The 14,426-nt window shown below is 66.7% G+C and carries 14 protein-coding genes; 12 read left to right on the forward strand and 2 right to left on the reverse strand.

Annotated features, from left to right (window positions below; translation table 11 throughout):
- Positions 1-53 precede the first annotated feature (53 nt).
- The 9 genes from HH308_RS01255 to HH308_RS01295 all read left to right on the forward strand — a co-directional run bounded on the left by HH308_RS01255 (position 54) and on the right by HH308_RS01295 (position 9,221).
- The gene (locus HH308_RS01255) at positions 54-1,637 is read left to right on the forward strand and encodes an AMP-binding protein (RefSeq protein WP_170192330.1); all 1,584 of its coding nucleotides are present in this window, start codon (positions 54-56) and stop codon (positions 1,635-1,637) included.
- Positions 1,634-1,855: a phosphopantetheine-binding protein gene (locus tag HH308_RS01260; protein ID WP_170192331.1), complete on the forward strand. Its 222-nt coding sequence runs from the start codon at positions 1,634-1,636 to the stop codon at positions 1,853-1,855. Before HH308_RS01255 ends, HH308_RS01260 begins: the two co-directional genes overlap by 4 nt.
- Positions 1,852-3,234, forward strand: coding sequence for a flavin monoamine oxidase family protein (locus tag HH308_RS01265; protein WP_246284057.1), 1,383 nt, complete (start codon positions 1,852-1,854; stop codon positions 3,232-3,234). Before HH308_RS01260 ends, HH308_RS01265 begins: the two co-directional genes overlap by 4 nt.
- The gene (locus tag HH308_RS01270) at positions 3,231-4,682 is read left to right on the forward strand and encodes a KamA family radical SAM protein (RefSeq protein WP_246284058.1); all 1,452 of its coding nucleotides are present in this window, start codon (positions 3,231-3,233) and stop codon (positions 4,680-4,682) included. Before HH308_RS01265 ends, HH308_RS01270 begins: the two co-directional genes overlap by 4 nt.
- A complete protein-coding gene (locus HH308_RS01275; protein WP_170192332.1) occupies positions 4,679-5,527 on the forward strand; it encodes a hypothetical protein in 849 nt (282 codons plus the stop codon). The genes HH308_RS01270 and HH308_RS01275 overlap by 4 nt, the downstream gene beginning before the upstream one ends.
- 32 nt (positions 5,528-5,559) lie before the next feature.
- Entirely contained in the window at positions 5,560-5,715 is a 156-nt protein-coding gene (locus HH308_RS01280) for a hypothetical protein (protein ID WP_170192333.1), read from the forward strand.
- A gap of 16 nt (positions 5,716-5,731) precedes the next feature.
- Positions 5,732-7,069 carry a GH39 family glycosyl hydrolase gene (locus tag HH308_RS01285; protein WP_246284060.1) on the forward strand — a complete coding sequence of 446 codons (1,338 nt, stop codon included), beginning with the start codon at positions 5,732-5,734 and terminating at the stop codon, positions 7,067-7,069.
- 71 nt (positions 7,070-7,140) lie between these two features.
- A complete protein-coding gene (locus tag HH308_RS01290) occupies positions 7,141-8,433 on the forward strand; it encodes an MATE family efflux transporter (RefSeq protein ID WP_170192334.1) in 1,293 nt (430 codons plus the stop codon).
- A 26-nt stretch (positions 8,434-8,459) separates the two neighbouring features.
- Entirely contained in the window at positions 8,460-9,221 is a 762-nt protein-coding gene (locus tag HH308_RS01295) for a lipase family alpha/beta hydrolase (RefSeq protein WP_170192335.1), read from the forward strand.
- Between the two features lie 11 nt (positions 9,222-9,232).
- On the opposite strand, the gene HH308_RS01300 is transcribed toward HH308_RS01295, so the two are convergent.
- A complete protein-coding gene (locus tag HH308_RS01300; protein ID WP_170192336.1) occupies positions 9,233-10,024 on the reverse strand; it encodes a hypothetical protein in 792 nt (263 codons plus the stop codon).
- Positions 10,025-10,102: 78 nt separating this feature from the next.
- Here HH308_RS01300 and HH308_RS01305 point away from each other — a divergent pair, with 78 nt between their 5' ends.
- The 3 genes from HH308_RS01305 to truB all read left to right on the forward strand — a co-directional run bounded on the left by HH308_RS01305 (position 10,103) and on the right by truB (position 12,975).
- Positions 10,103-11,062 carry a metallophosphoesterase family protein gene (locus HH308_RS01305; RefSeq protein WP_170192337.1) on the forward strand — a complete coding sequence of 320 codons (960 nt, stop codon included), beginning with the start codon at positions 10,103-10,105 and terminating at the stop codon, positions 11,060-11,062.
- 297 nt (positions 11,063-11,359) lie between these two features.
- Positions 11,360-12,052 (forward strand): 4'-phosphopantetheinyl transferase family protein, encoded by a 693-nt coding sequence (locus HH308_RS01310; protein ID WP_170192338.1) that lies wholly within the window; start codon positions 11,360-11,362, stop codon positions 12,050-12,052.
- Complete coding sequence (gene truB / locus HH308_RS01315; RefSeq protein WP_170192339.1) at positions 12,052-12,975, forward strand: tRNA pseudouridine(55) synthase TruB; 924 nt, start codon at positions 12,052-12,054, stop codon at positions 12,973-12,975. The genes HH308_RS01310 and truB overlap by 1 nt, the downstream gene beginning before the upstream one ends.
- 50 nt (positions 12,976-13,025) lie before the next feature.
- Here the strand turns inward: truB and HH308_RS01320 are convergent, their stop codons facing one another.
- On the reverse strand, positions 13,026-14,417 hold the full coding sequence (locus tag HH308_RS01320) for a WS/DGAT/MGAT family O-acyltransferase (protein ID WP_170192340.1): 1,392 nt from the start codon (positions 14,415-14,417) through the stop codon (positions 13,026-13,028).
- Positions 14,418-14,426: the final 9 nt, after the last annotated feature.

Genomic DNA, 14,426 nt, shown 5'->3' on the forward strand with positions numbered 1-14,426 from the left:
GAGTTCGACCGTCCAACCCCGACCCCCGCGAGACACCGCAAGGCAGGTCCATCATGTTTCGAACAATCTATCCCGACGCCGGCATCGTCTCACCCGATGCCGACGTCGTCGGCGACGTCCTGACGGACTTCGCCGTCGCCGCACGCTCGCGGCCGGAGCACACCGCGCTCATCCACAACGGGACGCCGACCACCTTCGGCGAACTCGCCGAGCACGTGCGGGACACGGCGATCAGATATCGCAGCCGCGGGTTCGACGCCGGGCTGGTCGGCGTGCTGGTGGACCATACGCCCTCGATGGTCACGCAGCTGCTCGGTGTCCTGCAGGCCGGTGCCACCTACTGTCCGATCGATTCCGCGCTCCCACTCGCGCGCAAACAGGCGCTCAGCGAGGCCCTCGGCGTAGACCGGCTGTTCGCCTCCGCTGCCCGGAGCGTGGCAGGAGTCCGGACCGACACCGTCGACGCCGCCGGACCGGTGCCGGATCCGCTACTGCCGCAACGCATCTGGCACGGACAGGACGCCGCGTACGTCCTGTGCACCTCGGGATCGACCGGCCTGCCCAAACCGGTGGTCGTACCCCGGCACGCGCTGACGGTGACAGTCCGCGCATTGCGTGCGTTGTTCGAACTCACCCCCGCCGATCGAGTGCTGCAATTCGCCTCGTTGAGCTGGGACACATCGTTCGAGGAGATCCTGCCGACGATGACTGCCGGAGCAACGCTGGTCTTCGACGACGCCGCCCATAGCGGAGCGTTCGGACCGTTCATCCGCATGCTCGCCGAACGGAAGATCACAGTGCTCGACCTGCCGACCGCGTTCTGGCATGAGCTCGTGCTCCATCTGCACGAGTCCGGTGCAGCGCTGCCCGATACGGTGCGGCTGGTGGTGATCGGCGGGGAGCGGGTCGACCCGACCCGTCTGCGGCAGTGGCGGTCGCTGGGCGTCGGGCACGTCCGACTGCTCAACACCTACGGATGCACTGAGACGACGATGATCACCCACGCCGTCACACTCAACGGTCCGGGAACCGAATCATCGGTGTTGCAACGGACACAAGCCCCGCTGGGGCGGCCGCTGCCGCACGTCGTCGACCATGTCACCGCACAGGGGGAGTTGCTGGTGTCGGGACCGTCGCTGGCGACCGGCTACCTCGGCCTGCCGATCGCCACCGCGGCTTCGTTCGGAGTGCTGGATCACGGCACGGGTCCGGCCCGGTGGTTCCGGACCGGAGACCTGGTCTCGCGCGACGACGACACCCTGCTCCACGGACTCGGCCGCGCCGACGAACAGCTGAAAGTGTCGGGGGTGCGAATACACCCGGCCGAGGTCGAAATCCACTTGCGTGCGCATCCAGACGTTGCTGGTGCGGTGGTGCTCGGCGAACAACGACTGGGTCGCACCGCGTTGACCGCCTACGTCGTTGCGTCCGGCTCAACTACCACGGCCGAGCTGAGGCGATTCCTCGGTGAACGGCTACCCCGTCAATTCGTGCCGACACGCTTCATCTTCGTGGCCGCCCTGAGCTATACCACCAGCGGCAAAGTCGACCGCGCCGCCATGCGACGCATCGGCGACCCCGCCGATGCCCTGAACACAGCACACCCGAGTTCCCATGGAAAGGCAGTCGCCAGATGAGCGTTGAACAGATGGTCCAGATATTCCGCAGGGTGCTCGGCACGAAGGATGTCGACGAGCGATCCGACTTCTTCGACCTCGGCGGCGATTCACTGCTCGCGACCCGCGTCCTGAGCGCCATCGCGCGGGAATGCGGTACCGAACTGTCCTATGAGGACTTCGTCGACGACCCGTCGGCGCGCGGTTTGGTCGCAAGAATGGTCGCTGTGGTCTCATGAGCAGGCCGGAGATGCGGGTGGTGATCGTCGGGGCGGGGCTGGCGGGCCTCACCGCCGCGGCTGACGCGATGGACAACGGCGCCGAGGTGGTCGTCGTCGAGGCACGCGACCGGGTTGGCGGTCGTGTGCACGGCATCCGACTGGCAGACAACCTGATCGTCGACGGCGGCGCCGCGTATCTCGGCGAACGGCATACCGAGTTGCTCGCCAAGATACGCGAATACGGGCTGGCCCTCGCGGCTACGACGATGGACGGGGACAGCACGTTCCTGGTCGCCAATCGGCGAACGACCACGGCGACGCGTGTGCCGCCGTTCGGCGCTGTGGCGCTGGGTGAGCTCTTCGACCACCTCGAAGACCTCGTCGAGCAAGTCCGGCCGGACGCTCCCTGGCTCACGCCGCACGCCGCCGACCTCGATCGACTCACCGCCGCGCAATGGCTCGCCGACGTGATCGACCAGCGCGACGCACGGACGTTCTTCCCACTGTTCATCGGCGAGATGATGGCTGCCGATCCCGCCGCGATCTCGGTTCTGCACATGGCCTTCTACCTTCGCTCGGGAGGTGGCATCCGCTACCTCAACGCGTTCGATGGAGGGGCGCAGCAGTGGCGTATCGACGGTGGCGCGCAACTGCTGTGCGAGGCGCTTCATCGTCGGCTCGGCGAACGCGTGCGACTGAGCCATCCGGTGTACGCGATCGAGCAGGATGCGTACGGCGCGCTCGTACGATGCGGACCCGACGCCGGTGCACCGTGCGAGATTCGGGCGGACCGTGTCGTCGTCGCGCTTCCGCCCGCGTTGGCGCAGCAGATCCAGTACCGGCCGGCTCTGCCGAGCCCCCGGGCGACACCGGCGACGGGACACGGATGTGCGATCAAAGTGCACCTGAGCTATCCGACGCCGATCTGGCGCGACAGTGGATTGTCCGGCTGGTCGGTGAGCACATCCGGGCCGCTGTTGTCGACGGTCGACGACTCGCCGTCGGATGAATCGGCCGGAGTGCTCACCGGATTCGTCACCGGCGCGGCTGCCGCGGAGTTCACCCGGCAGTCGCCGCAACGGCAGCGCGACTCTGTACTCGCACACTTGCGTCGCCTCTACCCGCAATTGCCGCGACCGCACTACACCGTCACGGACTGGCTCGCGGAGAAGTACAGCAGGGGCTGTTATGCCGCGCTATTCGGTCCTGGCGATTGGTTACGTCTGGGCCCGACGCTCACCGAGCCGCACGGGCGGATCCATTGGGCGGGCACCGAAACCAGTCTCGAGTTCTTCGGCTTGATGGAGGGCGCGATCAGGTCAGGCCACCGAGTCGTCGCCGAGTTGAACGACGGCGTCGAACCGCGATCTGCCTCACGAAAGGTTCTGTCACGATGACCACATTCGTTTCCCCGGCGCCGACCGGCTATGCCGGGGCGACCGACCAGCCCTACACCTATGAGCGCAGGAGCCTGTACGAACCCGACTGGCGACGTTATCCGGGCTGGGCCGACGTCAGCCGGGCGCAATGGTGCGACCCGCAGTGGCAGCGGGCCCATTCGGTCAAGAACATCCGACAGTTGAGAGCCGTCGTCGGCGGCCTGCTCGACGAGCGGTTCTACGACGATCTCGCCGCCGACCAGGAGCAACGCGCGACCATGTCGATGCTGGTACCGCCCCAGGTCCTCAACACGATCGCCCCCCACGGTGCGCAGGCGCGCGGCGGACTCACCGACCTGTTCTACGCCGACCCGATCCGCCGTTACATGCTGCCGGTGTTGAGTGATCGGGAGTCACACTGGTGTTCGCATCCGTATGCGGAGCGAGACTCACTGCATGAGAGCGAGATGTGGGTCGTCGAAGGACTGACGCACCGCTATCCCACCAAGGTGCTCGCCGAACTCCTCTCCACGTGTCCGCAATACTGCGGCCACTGCACGAGGATGGACTTGATCGGCAACTCGACGCCGACGATCGACAAGGCGCGGTTGACTCTCAAACCCGTCGACCGGTACGACCGCATGCTCGAATACCTCCGCGCGACGCCGACGGTGCGCGACGTCGTGGTCTCCGGCGGTGACGTCGCCAACGTCCCCTGGCCGCGGTTGGAGGCGTTCGTGCGCCAACTCCTCGACATCGAGACAATTCGCGACATCCGCCTGGCCAGCAAGGCGCTCGCTGATCTGCCGCAGCATTGGCTGCAGGCCGGGGTGCTCGACGGCGTGCGACGCGTCGCCCACCTCGCCGCGGCTCGTGGGGTCAATCTGGCGTTGCATACGCACATCAACCATGTGCAGTCGGTGACACCGCTGGTGGAGCAGGCGACCCGCGGATTACTCGACGCCGGATTGCGCGATGTGCGAAACCAGGGCGTGCTGCTACGCGGAGTGAATGACACTTCAGCCGATCTGCTCGACCTGTGTCTGGCACTTCAGGGTGAGGCGCACATTCTGCCGTATTACTTCTACATGTGCGACATGATCCCGCATTCCGAGCATTGGCGAGTAGCGCTGTGGGAGGCACAGCAGCTGCAACTGGAGATCATGGGATATCTTCCGGGATTCGCGACACCGAGGATAGTGTGCGATGTTCCGTTCGTTGGAAAACGCTGGGTACATCAGGTCGTCTATTACGATCGTATTCGCGGAATATCGCATTGGAACAAGAATTACCGCACCGGACTGGACGAGTCCGATGTCGACGCGTTGAACAGAGTGTATCCGTACTACGACCCCATTTACACGCTGCCGCAGTCGGGACAGAATTGGTGGCGCCGAGCATGCGAAGACCCGGTCGCGACGACCGATGATGCGTCAGTGATCGCGTCGATGCGGCCGGGCCCGTGACCGTCGAACTGGTTCCGATCACCGACGCCGACATCGGGGCCGTCGCGCAGTTCCTGCACGTCAATCACAATCCGGGGGTCCCGTGGGAGCGGGCGTGCTCGCAGGCCCCCTGGACGGCGGACGCACCCAACCGCGGGTTCATGATCCGCGACGGGCAACGTGTCGTCGGCACATTGTTGGCGTTGTACTCCGAACGCCTGATCGCCGGGCGGACGGAGCGCTTCTGCAACCTCGGTTCCTGGTGCGTGCTGCCCGACTACCGGTCCCGCAGCATACTTCTGCTGAAATCGATGCTCGCGCAGGCGGATTATCACTTCACGGTGCTCTCACCCGACGACGGTCCGCAAGAGATTCTCGCCTGGCACAAGTTTCGCTTCCTCGACACCTCCGCGGCGCTCATTCCGAACCTGCCCTGGCCCACACCGAACCCGCGAACCAGGATAAGTTCGGACCCCGAAGTGATCGCGTCGGTGATCGCGGGCGCGGAGTTGCAGTTGTACCGCGATCACGCACGGGCGCTTGCGGTACGCCACCTCGTAATCGTTCACGGCGACCAGTCGTGTTACATCATGTATCGGACCTACCGGCGCAGACGACTCCCGGTCTTCGCGTCGCTGCTCCACGTCGGTGACCCGGAACTGTTTGAGCGGTCGTGGATCCCACTGACCCGCCATTTGTTGATACGACACGGTTTGATCGCGACCCTCGTGGAACTGCGGGTCATCGACCGTCGGCCGCGATTCGCATTCGAATTGAAGAATTCGCCCAAGATGTTTCGAAGCGACAGCCTCGAACCAGATCAGATAGATGATCTGTACAGTGAGCTCGTCTCCGTTCCGTGGTAGCCGGGCAACGAGATAAGGTGGCGCAACCCGTCATGGAAACAGTGTTTCGAATCGCCATGATTCTCGGCGGCGCGCTCGTCGCCGGGTTTATGGGCATCATCGCACTCAATATCGTCCTGGTCTCCCGGCTGCGGGCGCACATCCCACAGGAATCGCCGTCGAAGTCGTGGCCCGCCGCCGACGTGTGACCGCGCCCGTGAACCGATGACGAATTCGACGAAACCGACCGTGCGGAGGATTGCCCGCTGGTCGGTCGGCGGCGGCCTGCTCATCATCGTCCTGGCGAGCGCGCTGGTCGTGGCCATGTGCGTGTATCGCCATCCGACTCCGACCCCGTCGATGCACACCGATGCACCCTGGCCCGGATGGGGCTTCACCCACACGCAGTTCAGCGCCGACAGCGGCATCCCCGATGCGGTGGACCGGGCCCGGGCCGCCGTCGCGGCGGTCCCGATGGTTCAAGCCCAGGCGATCATGGGCTGGGGGGTGGACAATCCCGAGCCGGCGCCCGGCCGATACGACTTTCGCAGCCTTGACCGGCGAATGGATTTCATTCGTCGCAGCGGCGGAACGCCGGTGATCGTGCTCTGTTGCGCGCCGGACTGGATGAGGGGAGGCGAGCCCGGTCAGACCGACTGGTCCCGTCTGGAAGTCGCACCCTCGTCCGCACATTTCGCCGACTTCGCCGAATTGGCTGCCCAGGTCGCCAAGCGCTACCCGGATGTGCGGTACTTCGTCGTCTGGAACGAGTTCAAGGGGTTCTACGACGACCGACGTGGGCAATGGGACGCTGCCGGGTACACGGCGATGTACAACCTCGTCTACGACGCGGTGAAGGCAGTCAACCCGGCAAATCGCGTCGGCGGACCCTACCTCGATTTCGCGAGTATCGCCCCCGACGCTCCCGGTGGCTCCCCGCTTCGGGGCCCGTGGGGAGCGATCGATCGCCGCAACCTCGAGGCGTTCGACTATTGGAACCGGCACCGGAGAGGAGCCGATTTCGTCGCCGTCGACGCCCACGCGTCCACGGCGCAGGGCAGTCCTGACGAATTCACCGCCGTCCAGAAGTTCGCCGCCGTGGGCCGGTGGCTTCGCATCCACACCGACCTACCCGTCTGGTGGCTGGAGTGGTATGTCGAGCCGACGCGACCGGGCTGGACGTCGCAGCATCAGATCGCCGTACGCGTGGCAGCGATGATCGAGCTCGCCGCCGGCGGCGCCGACACGGCGCTGTACTGGAATCCGAAACCGGGCGACGCGCTCTGCGTGGACTGCCTGTGGACCGACACCTGGAGCAGCACCGGCGGACAACCATTGACGATGCTCGACGTGCTGGGGAGATTCGTCCGATGGTTTCCACCGAGCGTCGAGCGGCGAGAGACCTTCGTCGCCGACGGCCTGCTGGCGCTGGCGACCGCGCGAGCGCAGGTCATCGTCAACATCACCGACCACCCGATATCAGCGATGGTGAGCGGGCAGCCGATGGTGTGGGCGCCGTATGAAACGCGCTGGCTCACCTCCGGACAGAGTTCGGGGCAGTGACGACCCGAGAACCGCACCGCTGACGGTGGGCGGTGCCGTCGCGCGCAGCCGGCCTGGCAGGATGTCTGCGCATGAAGAGGATCGCGGCGTTGTCGACGTCGGCTCTCGCCGTTCTCGTCGCGCCGCCCCTGTATCTGCTGCTCGACCTCGCCGTCGTCGGGCGGCTGGGTGCGCACGAGTTGGCGGCCCTCGGCGTCGGGACGCTGGTCCTGGCGATTGTGTCGACCCAGCTGACCTTCCTCGCCTACGGCACCACCGCGCGCTCGGCTCGACGTTTCGGAGCGGGTGACCGTGACGGTGCGATCGCCGAGGGTGTCGGGGCGACGTGGATCGCCCTCGGGGTGGGTGTGCTGCTCGTCGTCATCGGATTCGTCGCCGCGCCGTGGGTGATGCGGGCACTGGTCCCCGACGACGCCGTGGCCGCCGACGCCGCGAGTTGGCTGCGCATCGCGATCTTCGGGGTGCCGCTGATCCTGGTGTCGCTGGCCGGCAACGGCTGGATGCGCGGAGTTCAGGAGACGCGTGCTCCGGTGGTCAATGTGGTTGTGGGTCTTGGTGTTTCGGCTGTGTTGTGCGTGGGCCTGGTGCACGGCGTCGGCGGGCTGCCCCGACTCGGGCTGCACGGAAGCGCGTGGGCGAACCTCGTGGGGCAGGGGTTGACCGGACTGCTCTTCGCAGCGGCGTTGGTGCGCCACGTAATTCGCTCCGGAGTCTCGTTGCGGCCCGACTCGACGATCATCCGCGCACAGCTGACGATGGCTCGCGACCTCATCACCCGCAGTCTGTCCTTTCAGATCTGTTTCGTCTCCGCCGCGGCCGTCGCGGCGCGATTCTCGGTGGAAGCCGTTGCGGCGCATCAAGTGGTGCTGCAGGTATGGGAGTTCCTCTCGCTTCTGCTCGATTCGCTGGCGATCGCGGCGCAGAGTCTCGTCGGTGCCGCGCTGGGCGCGGCGGCCGTCGCCGAAGCCAAGAGCGTCGCGCGCCGGGTGACCGTCGCGTCGGTGGTGGTATCCGTCGTCGTCGCGGCCGTGCTTGCCGTCGGCGCGTCGAGCCTGCCCCGGGTCTTCAACTCCGATCCGGCGGTGCTGCACGCGATCGCGACGCCGTGGTGGTTCTTGATCGGCATGTTGCCGATCGCCGGTGTCGTATTCGCGCTCGACGGTGTGCTGCTGGGTGCGGGCGACGCCGCGTTCCTGCGGACCGCCACCCTGGTATCGGCGCTGGGCGGCTTCCTGCCGCTGATCTGGCTGTCGCTGGTGTTCGACTGGGGCCTGGCCGGCATATGGACGGGACTGCTGGTGTTCATGGTGGCGCGGCTGGCGACGGTGGGATGGCGGTATCGGGGCGGGGGATGGGCGCGCTGAGCCAGTCGTTAGGCTAGGCTGCCCACATGTCATTTCGTCGCATGCCGCTCATCGTCGCCGCAGCGTTGCTTCTCTGCCTCTCACTGGGTATCGCCCCCTCGCACGCCTCCCCGGCCCAGACTCGCGTGCTGATCATCCCCGGCCAGTACGTCGGCACAGCGCCGTTCTCGCTGATGGCACAGAACCTCGCGTCGCGTGGCTACCCGACGACCGTCCTCGACCTCAAGGGCTTCGAACCCCGGTCGGACGCGCGGGCGATCGCCGCGGCCGTCGATCGGGAGCGCGCAGCACATCCGGGCGCGAAGATCGCTCTCGTCGGGCACAGCATCGGCGGAATGTCCGCGCGCTGGTACCTGAAGGAACTCGGTGGCACCGACAAAGTCGCGACCTACGTGGCGATCGGCGCTCCGCAGTACGGATCGAGCGCGGCGTGCACACAGAACGTCGGCCGGGACGTGTGCCCGGGCAGCGCCTTCCTGACCGCGATCAACAAGGGGGACGACGCTCCCGGGCCGACCGAATACTTCAGCATCCGTAGTGCCCGTGAGTACGCGACCGGCGACCTCGACGGCGGACAGTGCCGTGTCTGGCCCATCTCGGCGAACGAGTCGCTGCCCGCGATGGGCTACGAGCACACCTTCGAGCCGTTCGACGCACGCGTGTGGGACGCGGTCGTCGCGTCGCTTCACGGCCGGTGCGCTGGACGCTTCGTCGTCGACGCCGACAACTCGCTGTCGTATCAGAAATCGCTGCTTCCCGGCGCGCCCGGCTACCGGAAGCTGAAGTAGCGCTCGTCGCGTCAGAAACGCTGAGTGGGGTACGTCGGTCCGGGGCGAGCGGGTGGATGGTTCGGCGCCTGCTGCTGATAGGGCGGATAGCCCGGCATCTGATATGGAATCGGTTGGGGGACTTGGTATCCCGGCGGCACACCGTAGGGCTGCGCGAGTGGGGCCGGTCGCCGCATCGACAGCCCGACGACGTCGAATATCCACAGGCAGACGATGCCCAGGAAGGCGACCAGGTCGTAGAGGAGATTGTTCAGCATCTCTGACATCCACTGCGGGCCGACGTGGATGTCGACGACGTCGTTGACCAGCAGCGCGATCCAGCCGCCGAGCAGCAGCAGGGCGGGTATCAACCCGATCCAGGCGAATCCGGTCTGCCTGCGGGCGATACTCCAACCGAGGATCCAACTGAGGGTGAACGTGCTGGTCGTGAAGGTGATGACTACCCAGACCGGCTGGTCCTGCAGGGTGAGGACGGACAGCCCCGCGATGCTGGCCGCCCACCGCAGATCCGACAACCCCACGAGGACCACGAAGACTATGGCCGCGCCTATCCGCTTGCCCGCGGTACGTCCCCGAGTCAGAAGCATCGCCACCGTGAACAGCGACGCCGTCGCGTACACGGCGAAGAAGATCCATCGCTTCGGATCGTGGGCATCGTCGAGATCATTGCCGATGACAATCGAGAGTACGGCTGACACCAGGTCCGGCCCGACCAGCAAGATGCCACCCAGCAGCGCGCTGATGACGACCTCGGTTCCGGGCGATCGATTCGGGCGCGGGGCCTGCGGCATCGGATAGCTCACCGCGAGATCATCCCACGGCTCGGTTTCACCGGCAGGGCGAACCAGCGCGGGATCGGCGATCTGGAAAGATGGAACATCATGGCTACTCTCTGGGCGATCAGCGATCTGCACGTCGCGCACCGCGGGAACGAGCACATCGTCGACAAGATTCGACCCACCGACCCCGACGACTGGCTGATCGTCGCGGGTGACGTCGGTGAGCGCACCGACGACATCATCGACACACTTCGCCGCCTGCGCGCTCGCTTCCACACCGTGATCTGGGTGCCCGGCAACCATGAGCTGTACACCACTGCCAAGGATCCGCTGCAGATCCACGGTGTGGCGCGCTACGACTATCTGGTGCAGGCTTGCCGCGACATCGGCGTCATCACCCCCGAGGACATCTACCCGCTCTTCGACGCCGGGGACGGCTCGACGCCGGTCCGGCTCGTCCCGATGTTCCTGCTCTACGACTACACGTTCCGCCCCGAAGGCACGACGACGGCACTCGCCGCCCTCGCGCTGGCCCGCGAACGCAACGTCGTCGCGACCGACGAATTCCTGATCTCCCCCGAGCCGTACCCCACCCGCGACGCGTGGGGCCGGGCGCGCGTCGAAGCGACCCGCAAACGTCTCGATTCGATCGATCCCGCCGAGCAGACGATCCTCATCAACCACTGGCCGCTACGACGTGAGCCGACGCGGATCCTGATGTACCCGGAGTTCGCACTGTGGTGCGGCACCGAGCTGACCCACGACTGGCACACGCGCTACCGGGCGGCCTGCGCCGTGTACGGTCACCTGCACATTCCGCGCACCACCTGGTACGACGCCGTGCGGTTCGAAGAGGTGTCGGTCGGCTACCCGCGCGAATGGAAGCGTCGCGGGCTGCCGGATCCGCTGCTGAGGCAGATCTGGCCGGACCCGGGCATGACCGCGCGCGACCTTCCCGAGCACGGCGCTCGCTTCGAATTGCCGCCCGACTACGAGGAACGCGCAGCCGAGTTTCGCCGCAAGATCGAGGAGCGGGAAGCCCGGCGGCAGCAGGGCAAGTGAACCTACCGCCGCGGCCCCAGCCGCTGGTTGAGCCGGGCCCGACGCGCCGTGCTGAGCGAGCGCAGCGAGTCGAAGTAAGCGCAGCGAGACGTGCCCGCGTCGAAACCACGGCGCGACGAATCGACGGCTGTCACAAAGCGTTTGGGCGCGTTGGCATCCTCGTCTTGCGAGGTTTCGACACGGGACTCCGGCAGCGCTCGGTCCCGGCTCAACCAGCGGGGGACGGGCGATCACGCGTCGATCAGCATCCGGACTATTCAAAATGCGACATGAACCGAGAAAGGGACAACCAACGTCATGATCGAACAGATCCTGCCGCCCGGCGTCGTCGGCGCCGAGGCGTTCGACGATCCGGCCGGGCTCAGCGCGCTGCCCGCTGAGGAGCCCATCATCGGGCGGGCCGTGGAGAAGCGTCGTCGCGAATTCATCACCGCGCGTCATTGCGCGCGAGAAGCGTTGTCGCAGTTGGGCGCCGACGCCGGTGCCATCATGCGTGGCGAGAAGGGCGAGCCGTTGTGGCCGCGCGGGGTGGTCGGGTCGATCACCCACACCGACGGCTACCGCGCCGCGATCGTCGCCTACTCGATGGCGGTGCGCTCGCTCGGCATCGACTCCGAACCGCACGAGGCGCTGCCCGACGGCGTGCTCGACCACACGAGCATCGCCGCCGAACGCGATGTTCTGGCGACGCGGCCGGCGGGCCTGCATTGGGACCGACTGCTGTTCTGCGCCAAGGAGACCACCTACAAGGCCTGGTTCCCGTTGACACACCGTTGGCTGGGTTTCGAGGACGCGCACATCGTCTTCGAGCAGACCGCCGGCCCTAGCGATGGCGGATCGTCACCCGCGGACGGCCCGGCGTCGGGCACCTTCACCTCGACGATCCTGATCGACGGCCGGACCGACGACGGCGGCGCGCCCCTGCTGCACCTGCCCGGCCGTTGGCTGATCGACCAGGGCTTCATCACCACCACGATCACGCTGACCTGATGGCGGACGCACACGCCCACCTCGACACCGCCGGGCTCGTCGTCGTCGACAAGCCCGCCGGTATCACCAGCCACGACGTGGTGGCCAAGTGCCGCAAGGGATTCAACACCCGGCGCGTCGGGCATGCGGGCACATTGGACCCGATGGCCACCGGTGTGCTCGTCATCGGCATCGAACGCGCGACCAAACTGCTCGGACTGTTGTCGCTGACGACGAAGTCGTACACCGCGACGATCCGTCTCGGCGCCGCAACCGATTCCGACGACGCGCAGGGCGACGTCACTTCGAGCGCGGATGCCTCAGCGGTCTCCGACGACGACATCGCCTCGGGCATAGCGGCATTGACCGGCGACATCATGCAGGTCCCGGCGAAGGTCTCGGCGATCAAGGTCGACGGCAGGCGGGCACATGCGCTGATGCGCACCGGCGAGGAGTTCGAATTGCCGGCGCGGCCGGTCAGCGTCGACCGCTTCGACGTCGTCGCGACGCGGCGCGACGGACCGTTCGTCGACCTCGACGTCGAGGTCGACTGTTCGTCGGGAACCTACATTCGTGCTCTCGCACGGGATCTGGGCGCCGGGCTCGGTGTCGGGGGCCACTTGACGGCATTGCGCCGCACCAAGGTCGGGCCGTTCGGGCTGGACCATGCGCGGACACTCGACGAACTGGTCCGCGACCCCGACAGCGGTGCGACACCGCAACTGAGCCTGCACATCGACGAGGCGGCGAAACTTGCGTTCGGCCACCGCGACATCAGCTTCGACGAGGCCGAGGGAATCAGCCAGGGACGCTGGCTCACGCCGATCGGACGCAAGGACGTCTACGTCGCCATCGACCCCGACGGTCGCCCCATCGCGCTGATCCGCGAGAAGGGGCGTCGGGCGAGTTCGGTGATGGTCGTGCGGCCGGCGACGCTGCGGTAGGGAGGCGGCCGGGAGGCCGACGACGCCCGTCGGCGTCGTCGGCGAACCGGTCAGCCCTGGCGCGCCGCCGCGAGCAACGCCTGGTGCTCGGCGAGCAGCAGGTCGGCCAGATGCGCGATGTCGGGCACGGCGTTCGGCGACGAGATCAGCCCGAAGAACAGGCTGCCGTTGTAACTGTGCAGCGTGATGTTCAGCGCCTGACCGTCGGCGAGCATCGACACCGGGTAGAACTCGACGAGTTTCGCGCCGTTGAGGTAGATCGGCACCTGCGGCCCGGGCACATTCGAGATCGCGACATTAGACGGGATCACGGTCGACGTGAGATTGCTGCGTTGCAGTGCGCGCGCCGCGCCCGCGGTGATGGCGGGCACCGCGAAGTCGCTGAAGCCGATGATCGTCGCCACCGGCAACGCGTTGTGCATCTCCTTCGCCGCGTTCATCGACTCGTGCACCGCCTTGAGCCGAGCGAGCGGATCGTCGAGATTCGTCGGCAGGTCGGCGAGCACCAGCGACACCTGATTGCCCAGTGCTCCGCGCTGCGATTCGTCTCGGGTGGAGACCGGCACGCCCGCCTTCAAGGGCTTGTCCGGCAGGGCGTCGTGCTCGCTGAGCCAGGTCCGCAGGCCACCCGCGCAGATCGCCATCACCACGTCGTTGACCGTCGCGCCGAGGCCCTTGCGGATCTCCTTGACCTCGCTCAACGGAATCTGGAAGGGCGCGAAGACGCGTCGATTGGTCGGCTTGATGTTGAACGGCGTGCGCGGAATGCGCATCGACTGCTGACCGAACAGTGCTTTGACGTTGCCGGGCCGCTTGGCGTAGTGGGTGAACAGATCCCATTGCAGCTGCGCGGCTTTCACCGGGCGGACCGCGTTCGCGGTCACCGCCGAGGCGAACAGGCTCAGTTGTGCGGGCTGCGACTCCGGCTTCCACGGTTGGGGCGCCGGTGTGGGCTGGTCGACGCTGGGGTCGACGTCGAGCATGATGCCGAGGATGTCGGCGCCGGACACCCCGTCGATCGCCGAATGGTGAACCGTCGTCAACACCGCGACCATCCCGTCGTCGAGGCCGCCGATGATCGCCATCTCCCACAGCGGCCGCGATCGGTCGAGTGGTTTCGCCACGATCCGGCTCACCACGTCGATCAGCTGCTCACGCGATCCCGGGGCGGCCAGCCCGACGTCGTAGACGTGGTCGTCGATGTTGAAGTCGGGGTCGTCGACCCAGTAGGGATGGTCGAGGTTCATCGGCACCTCGACCAGGCGTTTGCGGAAGATCTCCATCTTGTGCATTCGCGCGAGCAGGCGGGCACGTACCGTCGCGGCGGTCAGCGGCTCCGGTGCGGTACTGGGATCGTAGATGCCGAGGCTGCTGACGTGACCGTAGACCGGGCCGGTTTCCAGGTGCAGGAAGGAGGCGTCGAGGCCGGTGAGTTTGCGCATGTCGGGTGC

Origin of the sequence: Gordonia asplenii, assembly GCF_012933505.1 — a bacterium.
Taxonomy (GTDB): domain Bacteria; phylum Actinomycetota; class Actinomycetes; order Mycobacteriales; family Mycobacteriaceae; genus Gordonia; species Gordonia asplenii.

Excerpts from the sequence above, each read along its gene's own strand:
- HH308_RS01255 (WP_170192330.1), top strand. The coding sequence starts at position 54 with ATGTTTCGAACAATCTATCCCGACGCCGGCATCGTCTCACCCGATGCC.
- HH308_RS01260 (WP_170192331.1), top strand. The coding sequence starts at position 1,634 with ATGAGCGTTGAACAGATGGTCCAGATATTCCGCAGGGTGCTCGGCACG.
- HH308_RS01265 (WP_246284057.1), top strand. The coding sequence starts at position 1,852 with ATGAGCAGGCCGGAGATGCGGGTGGTGATCGTCGGGGCGGGGCTGGCG.
- HH308_RS01270 (WP_246284058.1), top strand. The coding sequence starts at position 3,231 with ATGACCACATTCGTTTCCCCGGCGCCGACCGGCTATGCCGGGGCGACC.
- HH308_RS01280 (WP_170192333.1), top strand. The coding sequence starts at position 5,560 with ATGGAAACAGTGTTTCGAATCGCCATGATTCTCGGCGGCGCGCTCGTC.
- HH308_RS01285 (WP_246284060.1), top strand. The coding sequence starts at position 5,732 with ATGACGAATTCGACGAAACCGACCGTGCGGAGGATTGCCCGCTGGTCG.
- HH308_RS01290 (WP_170192334.1), top strand. The coding sequence starts at position 7,141 with ATGAAGAGGATCGCGGCGTTGTCGACGTCGGCTCTCGCCGTTCTCGTC.
- HH308_RS01295 (WP_170192335.1), top strand. The coding sequence starts at position 8,460 with ATGTCATTTCGTCGCATGCCGCTCATCGTCGCCGCAGCGTTGCTTCTC.
- HH308_RS01305 (WP_170192337.1), top strand. The coding sequence starts at position 10,103 with ATGGCTACTCTCTGGGCGATCAGCGATCTGCACGTCGCGCACCGCGGG.
- HH308_RS01310 (WP_170192338.1), top strand. The coding sequence starts at position 11,360 with ATGATCGAACAGATCCTGCCGCCCGGCGTCGTCGGCGCCGAGGCGTTC.
- truB (WP_170192339.1), top strand. The coding sequence starts at position 12,052 with ATGGCGGACGCACACGCCCACCTCGACACCGCCGGGCTCGTCGTCGTC.
- HH308_RS01320 (WP_170192340.1), bottom strand. The coding sequence starts at position 14,417 with ATGCGCAAACTCACCGGCCTCGACGCCTCCTTCCTGCACCTGGAAACC.